Source organism: Candidatus Binatia bacterium (assembly GCA_023150935.1).
Lineage (GTDB): Bacteria > Desulfobacterota > Binatia > HRBIN30 > HRBIN30 > JAKLJW01.
In genome coordinates this window covers 38,032-63,552 of record JAKLJW010000001.1, presented here as the reverse complement: position 1 = coordinate 63,552, position 25,521 = coordinate 38,032, and the positions used below count along the sequence as shown (strand labels likewise).

The 25,521-nt window shown below is 66.7% G+C and carries 18 protein-coding genes; 8 read left to right on the top strand and 10 right to left on the bottom strand.

Features of this window, described 5'->3' with window-relative positions:
- Positions 1-19: 19 nt before the first annotated feature.
- Entirely contained in the window at positions 20-1,432 is a 1,413-nt protein-coding gene (glnA, locus tag L6Q96_00265; GenBank protein MCK6553015.1) for a type I glutamate--ammonia ligase, read from the top strand.
- A gap of 141 nt (positions 1,433-1,573) precedes the next feature.
- On the opposite strand, the gene recG is transcribed toward glnA, so the two are convergent.
- The 6 genes from recG to pyrR are packed head-to-tail and all read right to left on the bottom strand — an operon-like array spanning position 1,574 to position 11,280.
- Complete coding sequence (gene recG, locus L6Q96_00260) at positions 1,574-4,027, bottom strand: ATP-dependent DNA helicase RecG (protein MCK6553014.1); 2,454 nt, start codon at positions 4,025-4,027, stop codon at positions 1,574-1,576.
- Entirely contained in the window at positions 4,008-7,265 is a 3,258-nt protein-coding gene (carB, locus tag L6Q96_00255) for a carbamoyl-phosphate synthase large subunit (protein MCK6553013.1), read from the bottom strand. The genes recG and carB overlap by 20 nt, the downstream gene beginning before the upstream one ends.
- Positions 7,266-7,300: 35 nt before the next feature.
- Positions 7,301-8,413, bottom strand: coding sequence for a glutamine-hydrolyzing carbamoyl-phosphate synthase small subunit (gene carA / locus L6Q96_00250; protein MCK6553012.1), 1,113 nt, complete (start codon positions 8,411-8,413; stop codon positions 7,301-7,303).
- A complete protein-coding gene (locus L6Q96_00245; protein MCK6553011.1) occupies positions 8,410-9,750 on the bottom strand; it encodes a dihydroorotase in 1,341 nt (446 codons plus the stop codon). The genes carA and L6Q96_00245 overlap by 4 nt, the downstream gene beginning before the upstream one ends.
- Entirely contained in the window at positions 9,747-10,733 is a 987-nt protein-coding gene (locus L6Q96_00240; GenBank protein MCK6553010.1) for an aspartate carbamoyltransferase catalytic subunit, read from the bottom strand. The genes L6Q96_00245 and L6Q96_00240 overlap by 4 nt, the downstream gene beginning before the upstream one ends.
- Before the next feature lies 1 nt (position 10,734).
- Entirely contained in the window at positions 10,735-11,280 is a 546-nt protein-coding gene (pyrR, locus tag L6Q96_00235) for a bifunctional pyr operon transcriptional regulator/uracil phosphoribosyltransferase PyrR (protein ID MCK6553009.1), read from the bottom strand.
- A 405-nt stretch (positions 11,281-11,685) separates the two neighbouring features.
- On the opposite strand from pyrR, the gene L6Q96_00230 reads away from it, so the two are divergent.
- From L6Q96_00230 to L6Q96_00220, 3 genes are all read left to right on the top strand, one after another.
- Positions 11,686-12,894 (top strand): CoA transferase, encoded by a 1,209-nt coding sequence (locus L6Q96_00230; GenBank protein MCK6553008.1) that lies wholly within the window; start codon positions 11,686-11,688, stop codon positions 12,892-12,894.
- 47 nt (positions 12,895-12,941) lie between these two features.
- Positions 12,942-14,372, top strand: coding sequence for an aspartate aminotransferase family protein (locus L6Q96_00225; protein MCK6553007.1), 1,431 nt, complete (start codon positions 12,942-12,944; stop codon positions 14,370-14,372).
- A gap of 121 nt (positions 14,373-14,493) precedes the next feature.
- Positions 14,494-15,894, top strand: coding sequence for a sigma-54 dependent transcriptional regulator (locus tag L6Q96_00220; GenBank protein ID MCK6553006.1), 1,401 nt, complete (start codon positions 14,494-14,496; stop codon positions 15,892-15,894).
- Positions 15,895-15,903: 9 nt separating this feature from the next.
- Here the strand turns inward: L6Q96_00220 and L6Q96_00215 are convergent, their stop codons facing one another.
- Positions 15,904-16,893, bottom strand: a complete 990-nt coding sequence (locus L6Q96_00215) for a thioredoxin domain-containing protein (GenBank protein ID MCK6553005.1) — start codon at positions 16,891-16,893, stop codon at positions 15,904-15,906.
- 257 nt (positions 16,894-17,150) lie between these two features.
- Between L6Q96_00215 and L6Q96_00210 the strand changes: the two genes are divergently transcribed.
- Positions 17,151-17,816, top strand: a complete 666-nt coding sequence (locus L6Q96_00210) for a TetR/AcrR family transcriptional regulator (protein ID MCK6553004.1) — start codon at positions 17,151-17,153, stop codon at positions 17,814-17,816.
- Between the two features lie 48 nt (positions 17,817-17,864).
- Entirely contained in the window at positions 17,865-18,668 is an 804-nt protein-coding gene (locus L6Q96_00205) for a phosphoadenylyl-sulfate reductase (GenBank protein ID MCK6553003.1), read from the top strand.
- Between the two features lie 439 nt (positions 18,669-19,107).
- Here the strand turns inward: L6Q96_00205 and L6Q96_00200 are convergent, their stop codons facing one another.
- On the bottom strand, positions 19,108-21,516 hold the full coding sequence (locus L6Q96_00200) for a phosphoketolase family protein (GenBank protein MCK6553002.1): 2,409 nt from the start codon (positions 21,514-21,516) through the stop codon (positions 19,108-19,110).
- 280 nt (positions 21,517-21,796) lie between these two features.
- Between L6Q96_00200 and L6Q96_00195 the strand changes: the two genes are divergently transcribed.
- Entirely contained in the window at positions 21,797-22,963 is a 1,167-nt protein-coding gene (locus L6Q96_00195) for a saccharopine dehydrogenase NADP-binding domain-containing protein (GenBank protein MCK6553001.1), read from the top strand.
- A 105-nt stretch (positions 22,964-23,068) separates the two neighbouring features.
- Complete coding sequence (locus L6Q96_00190; GenBank protein ID MCK6553000.1) at positions 23,069-23,455, top strand: DUF488 family protein; 387 nt, start codon at positions 23,069-23,071, stop codon at positions 23,453-23,455.
- 48 nt (positions 23,456-23,503) lie between these two features.
- Here L6Q96_00190 and L6Q96_00185 read toward each other — a convergent pair whose 3' ends face one another.
- Together L6Q96_00185 and L6Q96_00180 are read right to left on the bottom strand one after the other, a co-directional pair.
- Positions 23,504-23,716 carry a ferredoxin family protein gene (locus L6Q96_00185; GenBank protein MCK6552999.1) on the bottom strand — a complete coding sequence of 71 codons (213 nt, stop codon included), beginning with the start codon at positions 23,714-23,716 and terminating at the stop codon, positions 23,504-23,506.
- Positions 23,713-25,395 carry an FAD-binding protein gene (locus tag L6Q96_00180; protein ID MCK6552998.1) on the bottom strand — a complete coding sequence of 561 codons (1,683 nt, stop codon included), beginning with the start codon at positions 25,393-25,395 and terminating at the stop codon, positions 23,713-23,715. The genes L6Q96_00185 and L6Q96_00180 overlap by 4 nt, the downstream gene beginning before the upstream one ends.
- Positions 25,396-25,521: the final 126 nt, after the last annotated feature.

The window sequence follows — 25,521 nt, the reverse complement described above, 5'->3', positions numbered from 1 at the left end:
GAAAAGGAGGACCGGAGGGATGACTCCCAAAGAGGTGATCAAGTTTGCAAAGGAACAGAAGGCGACCGTCGTCGACCTGAAGTTCAACGACTTCCTCGGCATCTGGCAGCACTTTTCGATGCCGATCAACGAGCTTACCGAGGGGCTATTCGAGGAAGGCTCGGGATTCGACGGCTCGTCGATCCGCGGCTGGCAGCCCATCCACGCCAGCGACATGCTCGTGATGCCAGATCCGACGACCGCGGTCATGGACCCGTTCTTCAAGGAACCGACGGTTTCGCTGATCTGCAATATTGTCGACCCGATCACCAAAGAGGACTACTCCCGCGATCCGCGCAACATCGCTCGCAAGGCCGAAGCCTTCTTGCAGTCGACCGGGGTCGGCGACGTGTCGTATTTCGGCCCCGAACCCGAATTCTTCATTTTCGACGACATCCGCTACGCGCAAAACCAGCACGAGGGCTTCTACTTCCTCGACTCCAGGGAAGGACAGTGGAACACCGGCCGGGACGAGAAACCGAACCTCGGGTACAAGCCGCGTTACAAGGAAGGCTACTTCCCGGTACCGCCCACGGACAGCCAGCAGGACATCCGCGCGGAGATGGTGCGGGTAATGGAGCAGCTCGGCTACCACGTCGAGAAGCAGCACCACGAGGTGGCGACCGCCGGCCAGGCGGAAATCGACCTGCGTTTCCTGCCCCTGGTGAAAATGGGCGACGCTCTCATGTGGTACAAGTACGTCGTCAAGAACGTCGCCTGGCGCAACGGCAAGACCGCAACCTTCATGCCGAAGCCGGTCTTCGGCGACAACGGCAGCGGTATGCACGTTCACCAGAGCATCTGGAAGGGCGAGAAACCACTGTTCGCCGGTAACGGCTACGGCGGCATGAGCGAACTGGCGATGCACTACATCGGCGGCATCCTCAAACACGCCAAGTCGCTGGCCGCGTTCACCAACCCGACCACCAACAGCTACCGCAGGCTGGTCCCCGGTTTCGAAGCGCCGGTCAACCTCGCCTACTCCAGTCGCAACCGCAGCGCCGCCGTCCGCATCCCGATGTACAGCCCCAGCCCGAAGGCCAAGCGCATCGAGGTCCGTTTCCCCGACCCGAGCAGCAACGGCTACCTCGCCTTCGCCGCCATGCTGATGGCCGGTCTGGACGGGGTTCAGAAGCGTCTCAGCCCGGGCGATCCGCTCGACAAGGACATCTACGCCCTCAGCCCGGAAGAACTGAAGGAAGTCCCGGGCATGCCGGCAAGTCTGGACGAAGCCCTCGACAACCTGCGCAACGACCACGAGTTCCTGCTCCAGGGGGACGTGTTCACGCAGGACGTCATCGACACCTGGATCGAGTACAAGATGGCGAACGAGGTGAGCGCCATGCGCCTCCGCCCGCATCCATGGGAATTCGCGCTGTACTACGACGCTTGAGCGCCAGGACGGAATTGCCAGGTCAAGAAAAGGGGCCGGCAGCTTAAGCCGCCGGCCCCTTTTCTTTCCCGCCCGCAACAAGAGGACCATCCTGTTCGCGGGCCAGCGTGTTTGTAAGACCGCTGCTGCCCCACCTCCGCGCTAACCGATCCCCGCCAGCTCGAGGCGCCCCGCCCAGCGATGCGCCAGCACCTTGCGCACCGCTTGCGACTCTTCCGAGTCCAACTTCGGGTCGTCCTCCAGCCAGCGCAGCGCCGCCGTGCGCGCCGCCTCCAGAATGCCGCGGTCGCGAATCAAGTTGGCGACCCGGAAATCCGGCAGACCAGACTGACGCGTGCCGAGCAACTCACCGGGGCCGCGGATCTCCAGATCCGCCTCGGCGATCCTGAACCCGTCCGTGGTGCGCACCAGCGCATCGAGGCGCCGATGCGCCTCCTGACCGCGGCGAAACGGCGTCACCAGCACACACAATGCCGCCGCGTCGCCCCGTCCCACCCGCCCGCGCAACTGGTGCAGTTGCGCCAACCCGAAGCGCTCGGCGTGCTCGATGACCATGATCGTCGCGTTCGGCACGTCGATGCCCACCTCCACCACCGTCGTGCTCACCAGCACCTGTACATCGCCGTCCTTGAAGCGACGCATGACGGCATCCTTCTCCGCGGCCTTCATGCGTCCGTGTACGAGTCCGACGCGGTAGCCGGAGAATACCGTCCGCGCCAGTTCGCGCTGCATCGAGGTCGCGTCGCGCAACTCCACCGCATCCGACGGGTCCACGAGCGGATACACCACGTACCCCTGCCGCCCGCGATCGAGTTCGCGCTTGACCAGATCGTAAACCCGCGCGCGTTCCCCTTCGTGCCGGAGCAGGGTCCGCACCGGTTGCCGGCCCGGCGGCATCTCGTCGAGCAACGAGATGTCGAGGTCGCCGTAAACCGCCATCGTCAACGTCCGCGGAATCGGCGTCGCGGTCATCAGCAGGATGTCCGGCGCCGCCGCCCCCTCGGCGCCGAGCCGGCACAGCGCCGCCCGTTGCAGCACACCGAAACGATGCTGCTCGTCGATCACCCCCAGCCCCAGACGCTTGAACTTGACGGCATCCTGGATGAGGGCGTGCGTCCCGACCGCGAGCTGGGTTTCACCGTCGGCAAGCCGCGCGTATGCGGCCCGCCGCTGCGCCCTGCTGCGTGCTCCCGTGAGCAACTCCACCCGCAGCCCCAACGGCGCCACGAGCCGCTCGACGGTCGTAAAATGCTGCTCGGCCAGCAGTTCGGTCGGCGCCATGAACGCCGCCTGATATTCGTTGTCGATCGCCACCAGCGCCGCAAAGAGCGCCACCACCGTCTTCCCGCTGCCGACATCGCCCTGTACAAGCCGGTGCATCGGATGCGGGCGCCGCATGTCGGCACCGATCTCCGCGATCACCCGCTCCTGCGCTCGCGTCAGCCGGAACGGCAGATACGCCCGCAGTTGCCCCGTCAGACCCCCGCGGTCGACCAGCACGAGCCCGGCCTCGCGCTCGACGTTGCGGCGACGCAACGCCATCCCAAGCTGCAGGAAGAACAGCTCGTCGAACACCAGCGAGCGATGCCCGAGCGTACGCAGGCCGTTGAGCGCCTCGATGTCCGCGTCGCGTTGCGGCTCATGGACCAGCCGCAGGGCCGCCGCAAGATCCGTCACCCTGGCGGCGCGTACCACCGCCTCCGGAAGAACACTCGGAACGCGCTCGATCCAGTCTCCGGCGACGTCGTGCACAAGCCGGCGCATCGCGCCGACGGTCATGCTGCTCGGCTTGTTGTAAACCGGCAGTATCCCCTGCCCTTCCACCTCCGGATCGATCTCCACTTCGGGATGTACCATGCGCAGCACACCACCGACGCCCGGCTCGATCTTGCCGTGGACGAGGCAGCGCTGTCCGCCGCGGAAGCGGCTCCGGAAATATGCCACCTGATGGAACCACGTCAGCCCCAAATAGCCGCTGTCGTCGCGCAGCACGGCTTCGAGAATGCGCCGCTGCGCCCGCCCCACGTGCCGCTCGGCCACCTGGACCAGCTCGCCGACGACACTGGCGACCATGCCGGGGCGCAGATCGCGCACGCGAGAGAGCGTGCGGCGGTCGTCGTAACGGAACGGCAGGTGGTACAGCAGGTCCTCCAACGTCGCGATGCCCACCTTCCGGAACTGCTCCGCCCGCCGCGGCCCGACCCCGCGCACGAATTGCACCGCGCGACCGAGACCCGCCAGCGTCTCCTCGCTAACCGCCGCCGTGCGCCTGTAAGGCGGCGCCGGCGCGGTCGCCGGGTGAGCCGCCGCCAGCAACTCGACGCAGCGCCGTGCGTAAGCCGTACGATCGGCGGCCGCCACCGTATCGTAAGCGGCAAGCGCGTCGACCAGGGCCGTTAACGGCGCCCGCGCCAACTCGTCGCCGACCGCCGCAATCAAGCTCCGGCCCCGGGCCGCCAGGGCGGCGGCGGGAAAGCGCGTCCGCGCCGCAGCGGCGGGGGCAGCGGCGAGGAACTTCAGCGGCGCCGCCACCGCTGCAAGATAGCGTTCGATGGAATCGGGCGGCCCGCTGCCGTCAGTGCGGGGGCGCAACACCGGCCAGCTCTGAGGCGTCCTCGTGCGCACGGCGGTGGTGATCTTGCAGCGGACACACCGTCAGCGCCTCGCGCTGGAGAAGCTCGACTCCCTCGGCTGCCGCCGCCGCACCCGCCACCGTGGTGAAGTACGGCACCCGGCACTCCAGCGCGCTGCGCCTGATCTCGAACGAGTCCCGGTTCGGCCCGAAACCCCTGGGCGTGTTGATCACCATCGTGATCTCGCCGCGTTCGATTGCGTCGACTATGTGCGGACTGCCTTCGTGAACCTTGTTTATGACATCCACTTCGAGGCCCTGCTCGCGCAGGAACGCGGCGGTCCCCGCACTGGCAACCAGACGCATTCCCGCCTGCGCCAGTTGCGCCGCCGTCGGCAGGATGGCCAGTTTGTCCTCGTCGGCCACGCTAACAAACACTTTGCCCCGCCGCGGCAACAGGGTCCCGGACGCTATTTGCGCCTTGGCGAAGGCCGCGCCGAAAGACGCGCCGATGCCCATCACTTCGCCCGTCGATTTCATTTCCGGGCCCAACAACGTGTCTACGCCCGAGAACTTCGAGAACGGGAACACGGCTTCCTTGACCGAGACGTGATGCGGAATGATTTCTTCGGTCACACCGAGCTCGGCGAGCGTCTTCCCACCCATGACCCGTGCGGCCACCTTGGCCAGCGGCACGCCGATCGCCTTGCTCACGAACGGCACCGTCCGCGACGCCCGCGGGTTCACTTCGAGCACGAACACCTCGCCGTTCTTGACGGCAAACTGCACGTTCATGAGACCGATGACGTGCAATTCGAGCGCCAGCGCCACCGTCTGACGGCGGATATCGTCGAGCACCGCGCCGGGAATCGAGTGCGTCGGTAACGAGCAGGCGCTGTCACCGGAGTGAACACCCGCGCGCTCGATGTGCTCCATGATGCCTCCGATCACCACCTTGCGCCCGTCGCTGACGGCGTCGACGTCGATCTCGATGGCGTCGTCGAGGAACTTGTCGATGAGAATGGTGCGCTCCGGAGCGGCGTCGAGGGCGCGCTCCATGTAGCGGCGCAGGCTGCGCTCTTCGTAGACGATCTCCATGGCCCGTCCACCCAGCACGTACGAGGGCCGCATGAGCACCGGGTAGCCGAGCGCGCCGGCGACGTGCACGGCTTCCTCGACGGTAATGGCAATTCCGTTCGGCGGCTGGCGCAGATCGAGCTTGCCGAGCAGTTCCGCAAACCGCCGCCGATCCTCGGCACGGTCGATCGAGTCGGGCGACGTGCCGAGGATGCGCACGCCGGCTTGTTCCAGCGGCACCGCCAGCTTCAGCGGGGTCTGCCCGCCGAACTGCACGATCACTCCCGCGGGCCGTTCCCGCTCGACGATGCTCAACACGTCTTCCAGAGTCAGCGGCTCGAAAAAGAGTTTGTCCGACGTGTCGTAGTCGGTACTCACGGTTTCCGGGTTGCAGTTCACCATGAGGGTCTCGAAGCCGTCTTCCTTCAGCGCGAACGCCGCGTGCACGCAGCAGTAGTCGAACTCGATACCCTGACCGATACGATTCGGGCCGCCGCCGAGGATGGCGATCTTGCGCCGCGGACCCGGTCCGGCCTCGTCCTCCTGCTCGTAGGTCGAGTACAGGTACGGCGTGAATGCCGGGAACTCGGCCCCGCACGTATCGACCATCTTGTAGACGGGTTTTATGCCGGCGGCGGAGCGGGCCGCACGCACCTCCGATTCGGTGCTGCCGGTGAGCTGTCCGAGCCGCACGTCCGAGAAGCCCATGGCCTTGGCCTCGCGCAGTAGCGGCGCTGGCACGCCCCCGGAAGCGTCCCGCAAGCGCGCTTCGAAGTCGACGATCTGCTTGATGTTCGCCAGGAACCAGGGATCGATGGCCGTGATCGCGTGAATCTCCGCGGTATCCAGACCCTGCCGGTACGCCTCGGCGAGGTACCAGAGTCGCCGCGCGTTGGGCACGCGCAACTTCTCCTCCAGCGCGGCGCGGCTGCGTGCCGCCGGGCCCCGCCCCTTGTCGTCGAAGCCGTAGGAGTCGATCTCCATCGACCGAATGGCTTTTTGCAGCGACTCCTTGAACGTGCGGCCGATGGCCATGGCTTCGCCGACCGATTTCATCTGCGGCCCGAGCACGTCGGCCGCATCGGGAAACTTCTCGAAAGTGAAGCGCGGGATCTTCGTTACGACGTAATCGATCGTCGGCTCGAAGCAGGCCGGGGTTTCGCGCGTGATGTCGTTGCGGATCTCGTCCAGAGTGTAACCCACCGCGAGCTTGGCGGCGATCTTCGCGATCGGGAACCCGGTCGCTTTGCTGGCGAGCGCCGAGCTGCGCGAGACCCGCGGGTTCATCTCGATCACCACGAGCCGGCCGTTGCCGGGGTGCACCGCGAACTGGATGTTCGAGCCGCCCGTGTCGACGCCGATCTCGCGAATGATCGCCACGGCGGCGTTGCGCATGATCTGGTATTCCTTGTCGGTGAGTGTCTGCGCCGGGGCGACGGTGATGCTGTCTCCGGTGTGGACACCCAGCGGGTCGAAGTTCTCGATCGAGCATACGATGACGACGTTGTCCTTAGCGTCGCGCATCACCTCGAGCTCGAACTCCTTCCACCCGGCGATCGACTCCTCGATGAGCACTTCGCGAATCGGCGAAGCGTCCAGGCCGCGGCGCGCCAGGTCTTCGAACTCCTCGCGCGTGGCGGCGATGCTGCCGCCGGTGCCGCCGAGGGTGCGCGAGGGCCGGATGATCGCCGGCAGGCCGATGCGCTCGACGATGGCGACGGCGTCGTCCATGTGGCGCGCATACCCGCTTTGCGGCAGATCGAGACCGATGCTCTCGATGGCGGCCTTGAAGAGATGACGGTCCTCGGCCTTCTTGATGGCCGGCAGTTTGGCGCCGATCAGCTCGACGCCGTAACGATCGAGCACGCCGCTTTCGGCAAGGTCGATGGCCGTGTTGAGTCCCGTCTGCCCGCCGATTGTCGGCAACAGCGCGTGGGGCCGCTCGGCAGCGATGATCTTCTCGAGGATCTCGACGGTTATCGGCTCGATGTAGGTACGGTCGGCAAACCCGGGGTCGGTCATGATCGTCGCCGGGTTCGAGTTGATCAGAACGACGCGGTAGCCCTCTTCCTTGAGAGCCTTGCAGGCCTGAGTCCCCGAGTAGTCGAACTCGCACGCCTGGCCGATAACGATCGGACCGGAGCCGATGAGCAGGATCGATTCGATGTCTGTCCGTTTGGGCATCCCTGATCAGTTCCCGGCGCGGCCGGCGGTTGCCGTTAGCGCGCCTGCTGCATGAGCGCCACGAAACGCTCGAAGAGATAGTTCGCGTCGTGGGGGCCGGGCGAGGCCTCCGGGTGGTACTGCACCGAAAAAACCGGCAGCTCGGCGTGGGCCAGGCCCTCGACGGTCCGATCGTTGAGGTTCACGTGCGTCAGCCGAGCGATCCCCTGCAGAGACTCCACATCGACGGCAAAGCCGTGGTTCTGCGACGTGATCTCGACCTTGCCGGTCGACAGGTCCATCACCGGCTGATTGCCGCCGTGATGACCGAACTTGAGCTTGTAGGTCCGCCCGCCGAGGGCGAGGCCGATCATCTGATGGCCGAGGCAAATCCCGAAGATTGGGACCCGGCCGATCAGGTCGCGCACGATCCCCGCGTATGGCCCTACATCGGGATCGCCGGGACCGTTGGACAGGAATACCCCGTCCGGTTTCTCGGCCAGGACGGCGGCCGCCGGCGTCGCCGCCGGAACGACACGCATCCGGCACCCCATCTGCACGAGATTGCGCAGGATGTTGCGCTTGATGCCGAAGTCGTAAGCAATGACGAACGGCCGCTCCGTCGCGCCCCGGCCGTACCCGCGCTCGATATCCCAGGTCGCCTCGTGCCACTCGTAAGGCCCCGGACAGGTGACCTCGCGGACCAGGTCGCGGCCGATCAGGCTTGGCCATGCACGCGCTTTGGCAACCACCGAAGCCGGGTCGAGATCGACGGTTGAAATCACTGCCTCCTGAGCGCCGTGGGTGCGGATGTGGCGCACGAGCGCACGGGTGTCGATCCCCTGAATGCCCGGTATACCGTGGTCGAGCAGGTATTGCGCGAGGCTGCTGTGGGCCCGCCAGTTGCTGGGCTCTTCCCAGTACTCCTTGACGATGAAACCCTGCACGAACGGCCGTGCCGCTTCGACGTCTTCCGGATTGACGCCGACGTTGCCGATCTCCGGATAGGTCATCGCAACGAGCTGACCGTGGTACGAGGGATCGGTCAGAATCTCCTGGTACCCGCTCATCGAGGTGTTGAACACGACTTCGCCCCCGGCTTCTCCCGGAGCGCCGAAGCTCACACCCTCGAACACCGTACCGTCGGCCAGAGCCAGGATGGCCTTCATGCCGCACCTCCGGGCCGGACCGCAGCCGACCGCGACAGCGCCTCGGGCATCGTGCGCCAGACAACCCGACCGCCGACAATGGTGTGGGTGGCCACGCCGCGCACCGTGAGACCGCCGAACGGCGTATTGCGCGAACGCGACAGGAAGCGCGCCGGATCGATTACCCAGCGCCGGGCCGGGTCGATCACGGTCACGTCGCCGGGCGAACCGACCCCGAGGCTGCCGCCGGGCACGCCGAGCACATGCGCCGGGTTTGTACTCATGGCGCGCACCAGCGTCTCGATGCCGATGGCCGTCTCGTCGAGTAGCCGCAGAGTCAGTGGCAATGCCGTCTCGAGGCCGACGATGCCGTTGGCTGCGCGGTCGAACTCGACGTCCTTCTCGTCCCGGTGGTGCGGCGCGTGATCGGTGGCAATGACGTCGATACTGCCGTCGGCGATACCGGCGCGGACGGCGTCGACATCGGCGCGAGTGCGTAGAGGGGGGTTCATCTTGGCGTTCGTATTGTAACCGTCGACACTCTCGTCGGTTAGCGTGAAATGATGGGGCGTGACCTCGGCCGTGACCGGCAGGCCGCGTCGTTTGGCGTGGCGGATCAGATCGACGGCCCCGGCGGTGCTGATGTGCGCGACGTGCAGCCTGCCGCCCGTGCGCGCGAGCAGGGCAAGGTCGCGAGCAATCATCGCCTCCTCCGCCGCCGCAGGAACTCCGCGCAACCCGAGGCGCATGGAAATCGAGCCCTCGTGCATCACCCCCTCGCCGGCAATGCAATCGTCTTGCTCGTGGACGATGACCGGCAGATCGAACATCGCGGCATATTCAAGAGCCCGCCGCATGAGACCGCCGTCCATGATCGGCATGCCGTCGTCCGAAACGCCCACGATGCCCGCGGCGTGCATCTCGCCGATCTCGGCGAGCTGTTCGCCGCCGAGGCCTCTGGAAACCGCGCCGATCGGATACACCCGGGTAAGCCCACAGGCCGCCGCACGTTCGCGAATGAACTCGGTCACGGCGGCATTGTCGTTGACCGGATTGGTGTTGGCCATGCAGGCCACGGCAGCAAAACCGCCGGCGACGGCCGCCCGACTGCCGGTCTCGATCGTTTCCTTGTACTCGTAGCCCGGTTCCCGCAGGTGAACGTGCATATCGATCAGCCCGGGAACCACCCAGGCACCGGTCGCGTCGATGGTCTCGGCCACATCCGCTGCCGGTGCCGGCGCGCCGGGATCGAGCACCTGCGCCACGACGCCATCGGAAATGACGAGGTCGTGGGGTCCGTGGACGCCGTTGGCGGGATCGATGAGCGTTCCGCCGCGAATGACGAGAACCGCGCTCACCCGGCTCTCCGTTGCAGCCGGGCCGGCGGTTCCGCAACCACGTCGGTCGGCGCCTCGGTATCGGCTTTGACTCGGCTGGCAAGCAGGTACAGCACCGCCATGCGGACGGCGATGCCGTTGGTAACCTGGTCCATGATCACCGAATAGGGTCCGTCGGCCACCTCGCTGGCGATCTCGATGCCGCGGTTCATCGGGCCGGGGTGAAGAATGATGACGTCGGGCCGTGCCCCGGCCACAATCCGTTCCGTCAGACAGAAATAGCGGGAGTATTCCTCGACGCTGGGGAAGAAGTTGCGGCTCTGCCGTTCGAGCTGAAGGCGCAGCATGACGATGACGTCGGCGTCCCGGACGCCCTCGCGCAGGTTGGTGGTGACCGCGCCCCACTGACTGAGTTCGGGGGGCAGCAGCGTCGGCGGGCCGACGAGCCGCACGCGCGCCCCGAGAGCGCGCAGGCCGAAGACGTTCGATCGCGCCACGCGGCTGTGCAGGATATCGCCGACAATGGCCACCGTGAGGCCCTCGAACCCGCCCTTGCGTTCGCGGATGGTGAGCAGGTCGAGCAGCGCCTGAGTCGGGTGCTCGTGCGCCCCGTCGCCGGCATTGATGATCGGGCAGGCGACCCGCGCGGCCACGAAGTGCGGGGCGCCGGAGGCCGCATGGCGCAGGACGATGGCGTCGGGCCGCATCGCCTGGAGATTACGCGCCGTGTCGAGCAGCGTCTCGCCTTTGGTCGTCGAGCTGACCGACGAAGACAGGCTGACGAAGTCGGCGCTCATGCGCTTTGCGGCGATTTCGAACGACATGCGCGTGCGCGTACTCGGCTCGAAGAAGACGCTCACGACGGTCTTGCCCCGCAGGGTCGGCACCTTCTTGATGTCCCGCTCCGAGATCTCCTTGAACGACGCGGCGGTATCGAGCAGGGATGTCAACTCGTCGCGCCCCATGCCTTCGAGTCCGAGCAAATGACGTTGCGTGAACGGCATATTAGCTCTCCTCCCCTCGGGCGATAACGACTTCGTCCCGGCCGTTGCTCTCGCGCAGGCGCACCCGGACGGACTCGTTGAGAGCCGTCGGCAGGTTCTTGCCCACGTAGTCGGCGCGAATCGGCAATTCGCGGTGCCCGCGGTCGACGAGAACGACGAGCTGCACACTGCGCGGGCGGCCGAAGTCGACCAGCGCGTCCAGTGCGGCGCGGATCGTGCGGCCGGTGTACAGGACGTCGTCGACCAGTACGATGCGACGGCCCTCGACCGAGAACGGAATATCGGTACCGCGCACCTCGGGCTGCTGCTGACTGTAATTGAGATCGTCTCGGTACAGCGTTATGTCGATGATTCCGATCGGTACCTCCGCCTGTTCGATCTGGCGGATCTTGTCGCGCAACCGCCGCGCGATGTGATCGCCGCGCGAGCGGATGCCGACCAGGGCAAGATCGTCAGTACCCTTGTTGCGCTCGAGAATCTCGTGCGCAACGCGGGTCAGTGCCCGTTCGATGGCCTCTGCGTCAAGGACGACGCGCTCCGTCGACACCATAAAAAAAGACCCCCTCGAAACCGAGGAGGTCTCACCCGTTCTGTCGTCGAATGTATCCGTCCATAGCCACCCTTTCTGGCCTCTCCGGACCAGGTTAAAGGCTTCAACAACCAGCGCCCCTTCGTGTAGCGCCGGCCCGCCTCGAAGTCAATTCCGAAGCCCCCGCGGGCAGGCCGCACGGCGCGAAAGAAAGTTCCCCGCGGCAATGAATCTCCCCGCCCCCAGGTCGTCTGTTAGGGCAGGCAGAAAAGCGGATCCCCCCCTTTCCGCAACTGCTCGCGACGGGCGGGCCCCGTGCCCGCCCGCGCCCCCTCCCTTACCGACGAACGGCGGCGCCCTGGTGCTTGCGACTGCGCCGCCGGCGATGCTACAGCCCGAACGACTCCCGCGTCGAGGCCGTTGATGAAAGTCAGCATGCAGTCCCCGCCGGCAGGCCCGTGCGCCGGCATTCGCGTGGTCGACCTGTCCACGGTCGTCTCGGGGCCCATGTGCACCATGAACCTCGCCGACCTCGGCGCCGACGTGGTCAAGGTCGAGCCGCCCCGCGGCGACACCACCCGCATGATGGGCCCGCCGTTTCGCAACGGGCTAAGCGCCATGTTCGCCCATTTCAACCGCAACAAGCGCAGTGTCGTCGTCGACCTGAAGAGCGCCGACGGCGTCGGCATCGTCCGGCGCCTGACCGCCACCGCCGATGTCCTGGTCGAGAACTTTCGCCCCGGCGTGGTCGCACGCCTCGGACTCGACTACGACTCCCTCGCCGCCGACAACCCGGGGCTCGTCTACGTATCCATCAACGGCTTCGGCTCGGAGGGGCCGTACGCCGACCTGCCCGCGTACGATACCGTCGTCCAGGGCCTCACCGGCATGATGCCCGTCCAGGGCGGTTCCGGCCCGCCCGTCCTTATCCAGAGCATCATCGCCGACAAGTCCACCGCCCTCACCGCCACCTACGGTGTGCTGGCGGCCTTGCTCGCTCGCGAACGCCACAGCAACCGCGGCTGCAGGCTCGAAGTGCCGATGCTCGATGCCTACGCCGCGTTCATGCTGCCCGAGTCCATGACCCCGCACACTTTTCTGCCCGTGGATGAAACCCTGGGCGCGTTCGACTTCGGCCGGGCCCATCGCACCTGGGAGTGCGCCGACGGGCACGTGGTCATCATGGCGGTGGAGGATCGGCAGTTTCAGAGTCTCTGCAACATCCTCGGCCGGGAAGACCTGCGCGACGATCCGCGCTTCGCCTCGATCGTGTCGCGCATGGCCTTCGCCGCCGACTTGTTCCCGGCCCTGTTCGCGGAAGTCCGGAAATGGCCGGTTGCAACGCTGCTCGAACGCGCCCGCGAAAAAGGCGTACCGATCGCGCCGGCCAACACGGTCGAGGACTTCCTCGCCGACCCGCAAGTCGCCGCCAACCGCACCGTGTTCGAAGCCGACGATCCCCGGGGCGGCCGCCTGCGCTATCTGCGCAACCCGCTGCGCATGCCGGGCGAGGCCCCGGCGCTGTACCGCACGCCGCCGCGGCTCGGCGAACACACGGACGAGATCCTTGCGGAAGCGGGATACGGGCGGGAAGAGATCGCCGCGTGGCGTGGCCGCGGGGTGGTCGGGTGATCGCGGCCCCCGGGGGGCCGATTCCGTCGGTCTGAAAGGAGTATGGCGTGGGAGCACTGACTTCGCAGGGACGGCCGGCAGAACAGGTACTGGCCGAGTTGGACGAGCTGGCGCGCGACGACGTCGACTGGCGGAGCGGTCGCATTCTGACCGGTCTGTACGATCCGGGCCGCGACGCCTACGACGTGAGCGCGCGGGCCTATGCGCGTTTCCTCACTCAGAACGCGCTGTACATGAACATGTACCCGAGCGCGGCGCGCATGGAGCAGGACGTCGTGCGTTCGGTCGCCGAGCTCACCCGCGGCGACGATGGAGTCGTCGGTAACATGACCAGCGGCGGCACCGAGAGCATCATGCTGGCGGTCAAGACCGCGCGCGATCATGCCCGCGTTCACCGCCCCGGCGCACGCGACCCCGAGATCGTCCTTCCGGTCTCCGCGCACCCGGCTTTTCACAAAGCTGCCCATTACCTCGGGTTGCGTACGATCGTGACGCCGCTGGACCCGGCCGACGGCTTCCGTGGCGATGTCGACGCGTTTCGCCGGGCCCTCGGTCCCAACACAATACTCGCCGTCGGCTCGGCGCCGAACTTCTCGCACGGCACGATCGACCGTATCGCCGACATGTCGGCGGCGGCGGCCGAGCGCGGCATTCTGTTCCACGTCGACGGCTGCGTCGGCGGTCTCTACCTTTCCGTGCTGCGCCGTCTCGGCGAGCCGGTGCGCGACTTCGACTTCTCGCTCCCCGGGGTAACGAGCATGTCGGTCGACATGCACAAGTACGGCTACGCCCCGAAGAACGCCTCGGTGCTGCTGTACCGCAGCCGCGACCTGCGACGGCACGCGATCTTCACGTGCAGCGGCACCACCGAGTACGCGGTGATCAATCCGACGATCCTGAGCAGCAAGTCGGCGGGCCCGATCGCCGCCTCGTGGGCGGTGATGCGTTACCTGGGCGAAGCCGGCTACCAGCGCATCGTGCGCGAGACCTGGGACGCCACGCAGACCCTGCTGAAGGGGATCCGCGACCTCGACGGCATCGAGGTGCTGGCCGAACCGGAGTTGTGCATGTTCACGCTTGGCTCGGAAGCGATCAACGTGTTCGACCTCGACGACGAAATGCGCGAGCGCGGCTGGCTGCTGCTGCCGCAGTTCGCCTGCGGCGGCGGTCCGGCCAACCTGCACATCAGCATTTCCAGCTCCAACGTGCCGCTGGCGGATCAACTGCTCGCCGACCTGAAGACGGCGGTGGCGCACCTGCGCGAGCGGGGACCCTCCATCGATCGCGCGCATATCGCCGCCGAAGTCGCCAAGCTCGAAGGGCGCCCGCTCGAAGAGGTGTTCCCGCAGGTCGCCGTGCTGGCCGGGCTTACCGGCCCGGACATTCCGAGCCGCATGGGTCCGCTGAACACGATCCTCGACCTGCTCCCGGCCGCCGTGCGCGACGAGATGCTGACCTTTTACGTCAACATGCGGTGAGCGGCCTTGCATCCGACGATCGACTTCCGTGCTCCGACGCGACGGCGTCTTGACCGCGGTGTGTCTTGAGACCTAACCTACGGCCCGAGACTCAGGGAGATGACGGGGGAAACGGGGGACGGTGGAAGCCCACGACGGACGGGTTCTGATTGTCGACGATGAGGAGGGTATCCGCGATATCCTCTCGCGCCTCGTCGTCCGCGAAGGTTACGAGCCGCTGCTTGCCGCCGACGGCGAGGAGGCTCTCGACCTCGTGCGCCGGCAAGCGCCCGACGCTTTGCTCGTCGACATCAAGATGCCCGGCCTCGACGGCATGGAGGTCCTGCGCCAGGCCAAGCAATTCGACCGCGATTTGCCGGTCGTCATCATCACCTCGTGCGATCTGGTGAAGGATGCCGTCGCCGCCCTGCACGCCGGGGCGCACGACTACATCGTCAAGCCTTTCGATCATGCCGACGTGGTGCGCTCCGTTCACAGCGCGATGTCGGACCGGCGCCTGCGGCGCACCATCCATCAGTTCTCCGAGGGCGGCTCGAAGCTCTCGGAACTGATGGGCACGAGCGCCGCCATCGAAAGGATCAGCGCCTACGTGGCCCGCGTGGCCTGCTCGGATTTCACCGTCTTGCTGCTCGGCGAGACGGGCACCGGCAAAGAGCTGGTCGCCCGGGCCATCCACGAACAGAGCGCCCGCTCCACCGGTCCTTTCGTACCGGTGGACTGCGGCGCCATCCCCGAGCCGCTCTTCGAGAGCGAACTCTTCGGACACGAGAAAGGCGCTTTCACGGGCGCCGACCGCAGCAAGCCCGGCCGCTTCGAGATGGCCATGGGCGGCACCCTGTTCCTCGACGAAATCGGCAACATGCCGCCCGCGCTGCAAGCCAAGTTATTGCGCGCGCTGCAGGAACGGACGGTCACCCGCGTCGGCAGTACAAGGCCCGTGAAAGTCGACGTCCGCCTGCTCGCAGCCGCCAACGAGGACCTCGAAGCGGCGGTGGCGCGCGGCGCGTTTCGCCAGGACCTGTTCTTCCGCCTGAACGAGTTCGTCATCGGAATCCCGCCGCTGCGCGACCGCAGCAGCGACATCCCGTTCCTGACCGAACGCTTCCTGCAGATGACGAACCGCGAGCTGCACAAGAACATTACCGGGTTCACCGACGTCGCCATCGGGCGCCTGATGGCCTACGAGTGGCCCGGAAACGTCCGCCAACTGCGCAGCGTCGTGAGGCGTGCGGTGCTGCTCGCCGACGCGACGATCGACGAGGATCATCTCGCGCTGCCACGGGTCAAGCGGACCGACGGGGCGCCGGCGCCGGTCGACGCGGCGGCTGACGGCACCGACCTGTCGCTGAAGGAGCGCGTGCGGCGCGCGACGGCGGACGTCGAGCGCGACGCTCTGGTCTCCGCCCTGCGGCGGACGGGCGGCAACAAGGCCAAGGCCGCCCGCCTACTCAACATCGACTACAAAACCATCCTCAACAAACTCAAGGAATACGACATCTCGAGTCAGGGCAGTACCGACTGAAGCCGCTCATCAAGAGGGCTTCGCAGCACTCGACGCGGCCAGTTCCTCGTCGATGACTTCCTTGAAGCGCTCGAAGGGTTGAGCCCCTGAGAGCATGCGGCCGTTGATGAAGAACGCCGGCGTTCCCGACACGCCGACCTCCGCAGCGTCGGCCATGTCTTTCTCCACTGCCACCTTGAACTGGTTCGACGCCAGGCACTCGTCGAACTTCTTGGGGTCCAGACCGACCTCGCCGGCCATCGTCTTCAGTTTCTCGGTCGACAGGTCCGACGCCGCAAATAGTTTGGCGTGGTACTCCCAGAACTTCCCTTGCGCGTTGGCGCACGCCGCGGCCTCGGCCGCCTCGAAGGCGTGCTGGTGGAAGGCCAGCGGGAAGTCGCGGTGCACGTAACGCACCTTGTCGCCGTAGGCTTTCATGACCTGCTCGACGGTGCCTTCGGCGCTCTTGCAGTACGGGCATTCGTAGTCGGAAAACCCGACGATCACGACCGGGGCGTTGGCTCCGCCGCGGGCGGGACGGCCCGCTGTGCCGACCTGAACGACGGGGGGCTTCAGGAGCACTACGGCCTTGTACTTGGTCCGCAGTTCGCCAATGTACGCCTGGCGTCGGGCCTGGCCCTTCTGCTGGCGCACGAACTCGACGATGTGCGGTCGCGCCTGATCGAGCGGCATGTCGCCAAGGGCTTCACGGTTCGCCTCGAAGACCTCTTTGATTTCGGCATCGGTGGGATCGCCGGCCTTCTTGACGATTTCGTCGCGCTCGAGCACCTCGACGGTTACGCCGCGGGCTTTGGCCTCCTGCTGCAGGACGTTCTCGGCAATCAGCGCATCGACGCCCTCGCGCAGAGCCTCGTAGCGCTGGGCGTCGATTTCGATCAGCCGTGGCCGTACCTTCGCCTCGACGGCAGCCTGACCGATCGGCTGCCCACCGACGGTGGCCACCGGCGTATCCGCTACCGCCACCGACGCCATCACCAACAGGCAAACAATTGCTATCATCGGAAATCGTCGCATCGCTCTCCTCGCCGTCACAGGGGCCGCGCACCGGCCGGGCGCGGGCACGAACCACGCTCGTCCACCTGCCCATCCTGGGGTGCCCCCCGTATAGCCGAGCGTCGCAGCGAATGCACCTCGTTCCGGATCGACACGCGGCGCGGCGCCGTCCGCTCGATCGGCGATGCCTTGACCCCGCCTTCAGGGTCCGATAGCACCCCGACACCGTGCCCGAACGCACCCGACCACGGGGTCGCCGCCGCGTGGATGCCACGGCGCAGCCGACCCGCGAAGTCATTCTCGACACCGCCGAGCAGCTTTTCGCCGCCCGCGGCGTCGATAGCGTGACCATGCGCGATCTGGCGCACCACCTCGATTTGACCGCGCCTAGCCTTTACAACCACTTCGCCGGCAAGCAGGCGCTCTACGATGCCGTGCTCGAACGGGGCCTGCGTCCGCTCATCGATATCCTGGTCGATGCGTGGGCGCCCGGAGCACTCGAACCGGAACGTATGCGGGCGACGCTCGACCGCGTACTCAGCCACCTCGCTCAGCACCCCCACCTCGGCCGCCTCCTGCAACGTGCGCTGCTCGGAGAATCGGGCGGTTTGCACCCCCTGCTCGCCCGCCGGGTCGGTCCGGTTTATCGGGAGGGCCTCGCGGTCATCAATGCCAGTGCCGCCGATGCGGGCTGGAGCCCGGAGGATCTGCCCTACCTGGCCTTCGGCCTGTTCGGCCTGATGTTTTCCTATTTCGTCAACACCGCGGCGCTGCGCGAAATCGCCGCCACCGGTGACGACCCCCTCGCCCCGCAGGCCCTGGCGGGCCAGCGCCGGTTCCTCGAAAAGGCGGTCTACCGCCTGCTCGGCCCCCAGCCGGCCGCTGCCGCCGGTGTGCGCCGGCGCGGCCAACCCGCTGTCCCCTCTTGATTAAATGACGTTTCTTGTCGACCCTAAGAAGTTGAGACTATCGCCAGCATGACCACGGTCACGCCCGACGCCATTGCCGACCAGATTTCCGACCCGGTACCGACCCTCGACCGGCTCCTGTCCTTGGACCGTACCGAGCAGGCGCTGGCTCTGAGCGGCGCCAACCGCGCCCTCGCCCGAATGTCGGCCGAAGAGCGTGTCCGCTGGGCGTTTGCCCACCTCGAACCGCAGTTCATCCTGTCCTCTAGCTTCGGGATTCAGGCGGCGGTCATGCTGCATCTCGTCACCCGCGTGCAACCCGACACGCCGATCGTGCTCACTGACACCGGCTATTTATTCCCGGAAACCTATCGCTTCATCGACGAATTGACCGAGCGCCTGAAGCTCAATCTGAAAGTCTACCGCGCCGCGACGAGTCCGGCATGGCAAGAAGCGCGTTTCGGCCGCCTTTGGGAGCAAGGAGTCGAGGGCATCGACCGCTACAACCAGATCAACAAGGTCGAACCGCTGGCGCGAGCGTTGCGCGAATTGAAGGCCCGCACCTGGTTTTCGGGCCTGCGGCGAGAGCAGGCGGGCTCGCGCGCCGCTTTACCGGTGCTCGCGGTCCAACGCGGCTGCTTCAAGTTCCTGCCGGTGGTCGACTGGACCAACCGCGACGTGCATCACTACTTGAAGCGCTTCGACCTCCCTTATCACCCGCTCTGGGAGGAGGGGTACGTCTCGGTCGGCGACGTGCACACCACTAAGAAGTGGGAGCCCGGGATGAGCGAGGAGGAAACGCGCTTTTTCGGGCTCAAGCGCGAGTGCGGCCTGCACGAAGACGAGGGCGAGGAAGGCGGCAGCGGGATCTGAACTACTATCGCCGAAAGTCTGCGCACGGCGCGAAGAAATCTTCAGGCCATGGAGGGCAGTGCCTTCCCGTTCGTCCCGAGTAGCGCCTTCTTCTGGCGCGTATCGAGGGACAGCCTCGGCAGGGGCGCGCCCCTCGATACGGAGCCCAGGGGAAGGGCTCCTACTCGGGGCGAACGGGCTGGTTGTTCGCTTTGGGTTGCGGGCGGTAGCCCGCGCTGAGAACTCCCGGAAGACTGCCGACTCCTCGCTTGCTCCACTCCTCCGCTCTCCGACTCTCCCCTGGCGCGGGCCGACGCCCGCAACCCATGGCCTGTTCAGCCATGCCTTCAGAAGGGCGAGGCTTCCGCCGAGCCGCGACGGTCCGATGGCGGCTCGGCAAGAGCCTCGCCCTCCCGATTCGATTTCCTCGCACCGCACGCGGAGCCAGGGGAATCGCAAATCAGTAAGGCCAGCGCCAGGCCGCCGCGTCCGGGCGGTCAGTGCCGTGCTCGTGGGCGTAGTGTACGCAATCCAGTTGTTCGTCGCGGAAGCGTTCCTTGGCGTGCGCGCCGACGGCGTGCAGGCGCGGGACGCGATCGATCACGTCGATGGCAATCGTGAAGCGATCGATGTTGTTGACGATCGCCAGTTCGAGCGGCGTGTTGATGTTCCCCTTTTCCTTGTAACCGCGGACGTGAAGGTTCTCGTGGTTCGCGCGCCGATAGGTCAGGCGGTGGATGAGCCACGGATAACCGTGGAAGTTGAAGATGATCGGCGCGCTGGTCGTGAACAGACTGTCGAAGTCGCGGTCCGAGAGGCCGTGCGGGTGCTCGCTCGCCGGCTGCAGCCTGAACAGGTCGACGACGTTTATGAAGCGAATCTTCAGATCGGGAAACGCTTCGCGCAGCATGACGCTCGCGGCCAGTGCCTCCTGCGTAGGGATATCCCCGGCGGTGGCGAGGACCACGTCCGGCTCGACCCCTTCGTCGGTGCTGGCCCAGTCCCAGATGCCGATGCCCTTCGTACAGTGACGCACGGCGGCGTCCAAATCCATGTATTGCAGGTGGAGCTGCTTGTCGCAGACGATGACGTTGACGTACTGGCGGCTGCGCAGGCAGTGGTCGGCAACCGAAAGCAGCGAGTTCACGTCGGGCGGCAGGTAGATGCGCACCACCGACGAGCCCTTGTTGGCGACGATATCGAGGAAGCCCGGGTCCTGATGGGTAAAGCCGTTGTGGTCCTGCCGCCAAACGGTCGAGGTAATCAGCAGGTTGAGCGACGGGATGCGCCGTCGCCACTCGAGGCCGTTGCACTTCTCCAGCCACTTGGCGTGCTGGCCGACCATCGAGTCGATGACGTGAACGAACGCCTCGTAGGTCGACAGGAAGCCGTGCCGGCCCGTGAGGATGTAGCCTTCCAACCAGCCCTCGAGGGTGTGTTCGCTGAGCATTTCCATGACCCGGCCATCGGCGGCCAGCTCCCCGCCGTCGGCGTCTTCCGGAAAGGAGGCGGCAAGCCAGGTCTTCTTGCTGGCGGCATAGATCGCGTCGAGCTTGTTCGAAGTCGTCTCGTCGGGGCCGAAGACACGAAAATTCGTCATGTTGTTCTTCATGATGTCGCGCAGGAACTGACCGAGCGGCCGGGTGTTCTCCGCCTCGCCCGTGCCGGGTTTGGGAACGGGAATGCCGTAGGCACGGAAGTCGGGCACGTTGAGATCGCGCGAGTGAATACCGCCGTAGGTGACCGGATTGGCGCTCATGCGGCGGAAGCCGGTGGGAGCCAACTCCCGGAGCTCCGGCTTGAGGCGTCCGGACTCGTCGTAGAGTTCGTCGAGCTTGTAGCTGTGCAGCCACTGCTCGAGCAGTTTGAGGTGCTCCGGGTTGGTGGCCAGACCGCTGAACGGCACCTGATGAGCGCGCCAGGAACCTTCAAGCTTGCGTCCGTCCACCTCCGCCGGCGCCGTCCAACCTTTCGGCGTGCGCAAGACGATCATCGGCCACCGCGGCAGCTTGAACACGCCGGTGCGCCGGGCCTCGCTCTGAATCGACCTGATCTCTTCGAGGCAGTGATCGAGGGTGGCCGCGAGCGCTTGATGCATGCTCTCGTGATCGGACCCTTCGACGAAATAAGGCTGATAGCCGTAGCCGAAGAAGAGGCGCTCGAGATCGTCGTGACCGATGCGCGCCAGAATGGCGGGATTGTTGATCTTGTAGCCGTTGAGGTGAAGGATCGGCAGGACCGCTCCGTCGACGATCGGATTGAGGAACTTGTTCGAGTGCCACGAGGTGGCCAGGGGTCCGGTTTCCGACTCGCCGTCGCCGACGACGGCGACCGTGATTTGATTCGGGCTATCGAAGGCGGACCCGTAGGCGTGCGATAGCGCGTAACCGAGCTCGCCGCCTTCGTGGATCGAGCCGGGCAGTTCGGGCGTGCAGTGGCTCCCGATTCCGCCGGGAAACGAGAACTCCTTGAAGAAGCGCCGCATGCCGTCGATGTCCTCGCTCTTCTCCGGATAGATTTGGGAGTAGGTACCTTCGAGATAGGTCGGCGCCAGCACGCCCGGGGCGCCATGCCCCGGCCCGGACACGTAGATCATCTCGAGATCGTGCCGTTTGATGAGGCGATTGAGGTGGATCCAGACGAACGACTGCCCCGGGCTCGATCCCCAGTGGCCGAGGAGGCGGGTCTTGACGTGCTCGATCCGCAGGGGTTCGCGCAGCAGCGGGTTTTCCCTGAGATAGATCATGCCGAGGATGAGGTGGCAGCAGGCGCGCCAGTAGGCGTGCATGCGGCCAAGCTCATCGGCGCTCAGCGGCGTGCCGGCGATCGTCGACCGCGCCGGTCCGTATGCACTGAGTTTCGCATCCATGATGGGTCCTCCCAACCTCGATTGCGCAGCACCAGCGGACCATGTCCGCCGGCAGCGGCAAGTTCACATCTCGACGCGGGTATATCTCAGACGGCGCAAGAGACAACCGGAATCCGCCGCCGTTCGATCTTCGGCGACGCCGGGACCTCCCCATGGAGACCGTAGATAAGCCGCAGCGCGGGTCCCGCGCCGGAGCGAGGAACGCGTCGTCGTCCCGCGCGCGTGCTTCAGGGCCATCAATCATGATATGCGCCGGTCCGGTCAGTGAAGGAGGATCCGAATGAAAGTCGTGGCACTTGGAGGCGCCGGCGCGATGGGACGCGTGGCGGCACGGACCGCGGCGGGGTTTGACTTCGTCGACGAGATCGTCGTCGCCGACCGCGACCGGGCGGGGGCGGAACGCGTAGCCGCCGACTGCGGCGCCAGAGCGCGCGCGGCCCGGGTCGACGTCACCGACGCCGCGGCGCTCGCGGCTTTGCTGGCGCCGGCCGACGCGGTACTCAACACTGTCGGTCCGTTCTTCCGCTTCGCCGTGCCCATCCTGCGCGCGGCCGTCGCAACCCGTACCCACTATCTCGACATCAACGACGATTGGGAGCCTACACTCGACATGCTGGCCATGAGCGACGAAGCGGCCCGGGCAGGGATCACCGCCATCGTCGGCATGGGCGCCAGCCCAGGCGTCTCGAATCTTCTTGCCGTCAAGGCCGCCCGGCGCCTCGACACGGTCGATACCCTGATCACCGGCTGGGGCATCGAAGACGCCGATCTGGAGCGCACCGATCACGGCCACGGCGAGCCCACGGTACCGACGGCCGCGGTCGTACACTGGATGCACCAGTGCTCGGGAACCATCCGCATCCTGCGCGCCGGACAACTGGTCGACGTCGCTCCGGTGCAAGAAATAGCCATCGACTTCCCACAGCTCGGCACCGGCCCGGCATGGACCGTCGGCCATCCCGAGGCCGTGACTTTGCCGCGAACTTTCACGGCTCTGCGCGACTGCGTGAACGTGATGGCGCTGCCCCGCTGGCTGGCTGGCATCGTGCAAGTGTTCCAGGGAGAGATCGATGCCGGTCGATTGACCGCCGACGAAGCGGCCGCGCAGATAATGGCGGCGCCGGGGTTGCCGGCGGAAGCCGCCCTGCCCGCGGACGGCGGCGTGCGGTTGCCGCCACTGTTCGCCTACGCGCGCGGGCAGCGCAACGGTAAGCCGGCCACCGTCGGCGTCACCGTGCTCGGCATGCCACCGGGTGGCATGGCCGGAGCAACCGGGATACCGCTGGCCGTGGGACTCAAGCTGTTTGCCGGCGGCAGCGGCGCGGCCCGGCATGGTGTGTTTGCGCCCGAGGCGTGTGTCGAACCCGACCCGTTCTTCGCCGCTCTGGCGCCGTATTGCGACCCCCCGTTTGACGGCGGCACGGAAATGGTTGCGGTGCGGGAGTGAGGGCATGGGGCCGTGGGGGCACGTGTGCATTCGCCGGCCGAGTCGAAAGCTCGGGTAGCCGCGGCCGGGTTGCGGTCGGGGCTCGCTGATCGGGAGGCAATGGGGATGGCAATCGGGATCGTTCGCCTCGGGGAGCCCCGCCAGGCGGGGGAAGGTCCGCGGATCGGCACGGTGCGGCGCCCACCCCGTGGCGTCCCGAAGTCGGATTTCGCCAAACGCGATTTCTACGACGTGTGGCTGCCGGAGCTGGCGCCGAGCGACGCGCTGGTAAAGTTGGCGCACGCGGCCGGTGACGCCCGCGGGTGGGCGAACTTCGCCAAACGCTATCGGGCCGAGATGCAACGGCCGCCGGCCAGTCACCTGCTCGACCTGCTTACGGCTCTATCCGGCACGACGGACTTCGCGGTCGGATGTTACTGCGCCGACGAGGCGCGCTGTCACCGCTCGGTGCTTCGCGCCCTGCTGAAGGAGCGCGGCGCGTCGGTTCGGTAAGCGCGGCGCGGGGCGGACCGTTCCCGGCGCGGCTCGCGCTCGCGCGGCCTACCAGGCCCGGGTGCGCGCCTTGCGCCACGGGGCGACGTCGATCGCCGCCTCTGGACACTCGATCTCGCAATTGAAGCAGGTCTGGCAATCCTCGGGGTAGGCGATCACGTAGACCCGGCGTCCCGGCACCGGCCTGAACACATCGCTCGGACAGACCTCGAGGCAGAGGCCGCACCCGGAACACAAAGCTGCGTCGAGCCGCTCGATCATGGCACCGGATCGCCGGCCGGATGAAGTGCGTAGTTCGACAGGGGCACGGGTTCGGTAGCCACCTCGGCAGCGCCCCGCTCGCCCCGACGGAGCGTGATCCACCGCAGCCAGTGCCGGTCGTCGCGGTCGGGGTAATCTTCGCGGCAGTGGTCGCCGCGCGACTCGGTGCGTGCCAGCGAGGCGCGCAGAAACAGCTCGGCGGTGCGAACCATATTGGCGGTCTCGTGCGCTTTGGCAAGCTCGTGCGGATCGCTGGCGTGCAAGGCCGCGGCGGTGACGGCAAGGTGTTCGATCGTCTCCAGTGCGCTCCGCAAACGGTCGGCGCTTTTCAGGATGCAAACCTCGAACGGGAACAGGGCGCGCTGCAGCGCCTCGATCACCTCGTCGGGCTCGGGGCCCTGCGGCCGTGCCAGCGGCGTCAGGGCCGCGCGGGTACAGGCCTCCACCTGCTCGGCGTCGAGACTGACCGGTCCGGCCTCGCGGACGAAGGCTGCCGCCGCCCGTCCGACACGTTCGCCGGCCCACATGGCGCGCATGCTCGACCATCCGTTGAAGAGTCCCGGATCGAAGGCTTGCGCGAGCCCGGCGGCAAACAACCCGGGCACATCCGAGCGGCCGTCGATGTCCGTACGAACCCCGCCGCGCAGGCTCTGCACGGCGGGCACCCATTCCTGCGGCGTGCGGAAGATATCGACGCCGGCGGCGGCGAGCTTTTCCAGGGTGATGCGCGGCAGACTGGCGGCGCGGCTGAGCATGAAGCTCAACCGGCGGCGGTTCGTGCGTCGCAGGTCCAGATAGAACGGCGGGCCGTGGCCGCGCCGTACCTCACGAGCCATACTCTGTACGAGCGCGCCTATCTCCGCGGCGTCCGCGTCGGGATCGTAATCGGCGAGGAACGGCTTGCCCTGTGCGTTAAGCAGACGACCGCCGCGACGCAGGATCACCCCTGTGCCTTCGAATCCATAGCTCGGCGAGCCGGTATTGACGGCCAGGAACTCCATGTTGCTCAGGCGCGCACCGGCGTCGTAGGCCAGGCGGAAGGCATCGCCCGTGGCATGATCGGTTGCGATGTAGTTGCCCCGGAAACTGCAGTCGCCGGCGGCCAGCAGGACGGCGCGGGCGCGGATGACCTCGACCGCACCCGAGCTGCGGTCGATGCCTACGGCACCGGCGACGCGGCCGCCGCCGGTCAGGAGCCCCGTCACGAGCAAGCGGGAGCGCTTCTGCACGCGCCGGCGCGTCACCTGCGCTTTCAGAGCCCCGATCACCGCCGCGCCTCCGACCCGCTTTCCCCACTGCGGACGCACCAGCATGCGCACGTGCTTGAAACCGCGCGAGGGCAGGCGCATGTACCGCCGCATCAAGGGAACACGCTGGTACGTAACGCCCCACGACTCCAGACAGCGCAGCCGACGCTCGGAAGTCGCGAGCATGTCCGCGACCATGTCCTGATGACAGAGATACCCCTGCGCCTCGGCGACATCGCGCAGCCACATGTCGGCATCGTCTCCGTCGAGGCAGTAGATCGTCGCACCGGCGGACATCTTGGACTGACTCGACAGAGCGATCGCCGCCTTATCGACGAGCAGCACGCGATCGATCCCTGCATCCCGCGCCGCTATGGCCGCCCACAGCCCCGCGAAACCCGAGCCGACGATGAGCAGATCGGTATCGATCATGGCCGCATGCCGCTTCCCACGTGACAAATTCCGCTCGCGCTTTCAATCGCCCCCCGGGCGGCCCGTCGAAAAAGCCGATGGTACTCCGCGCCCGCCGGTCCGGCCCGTCATCGGTGGCCGTTGGCG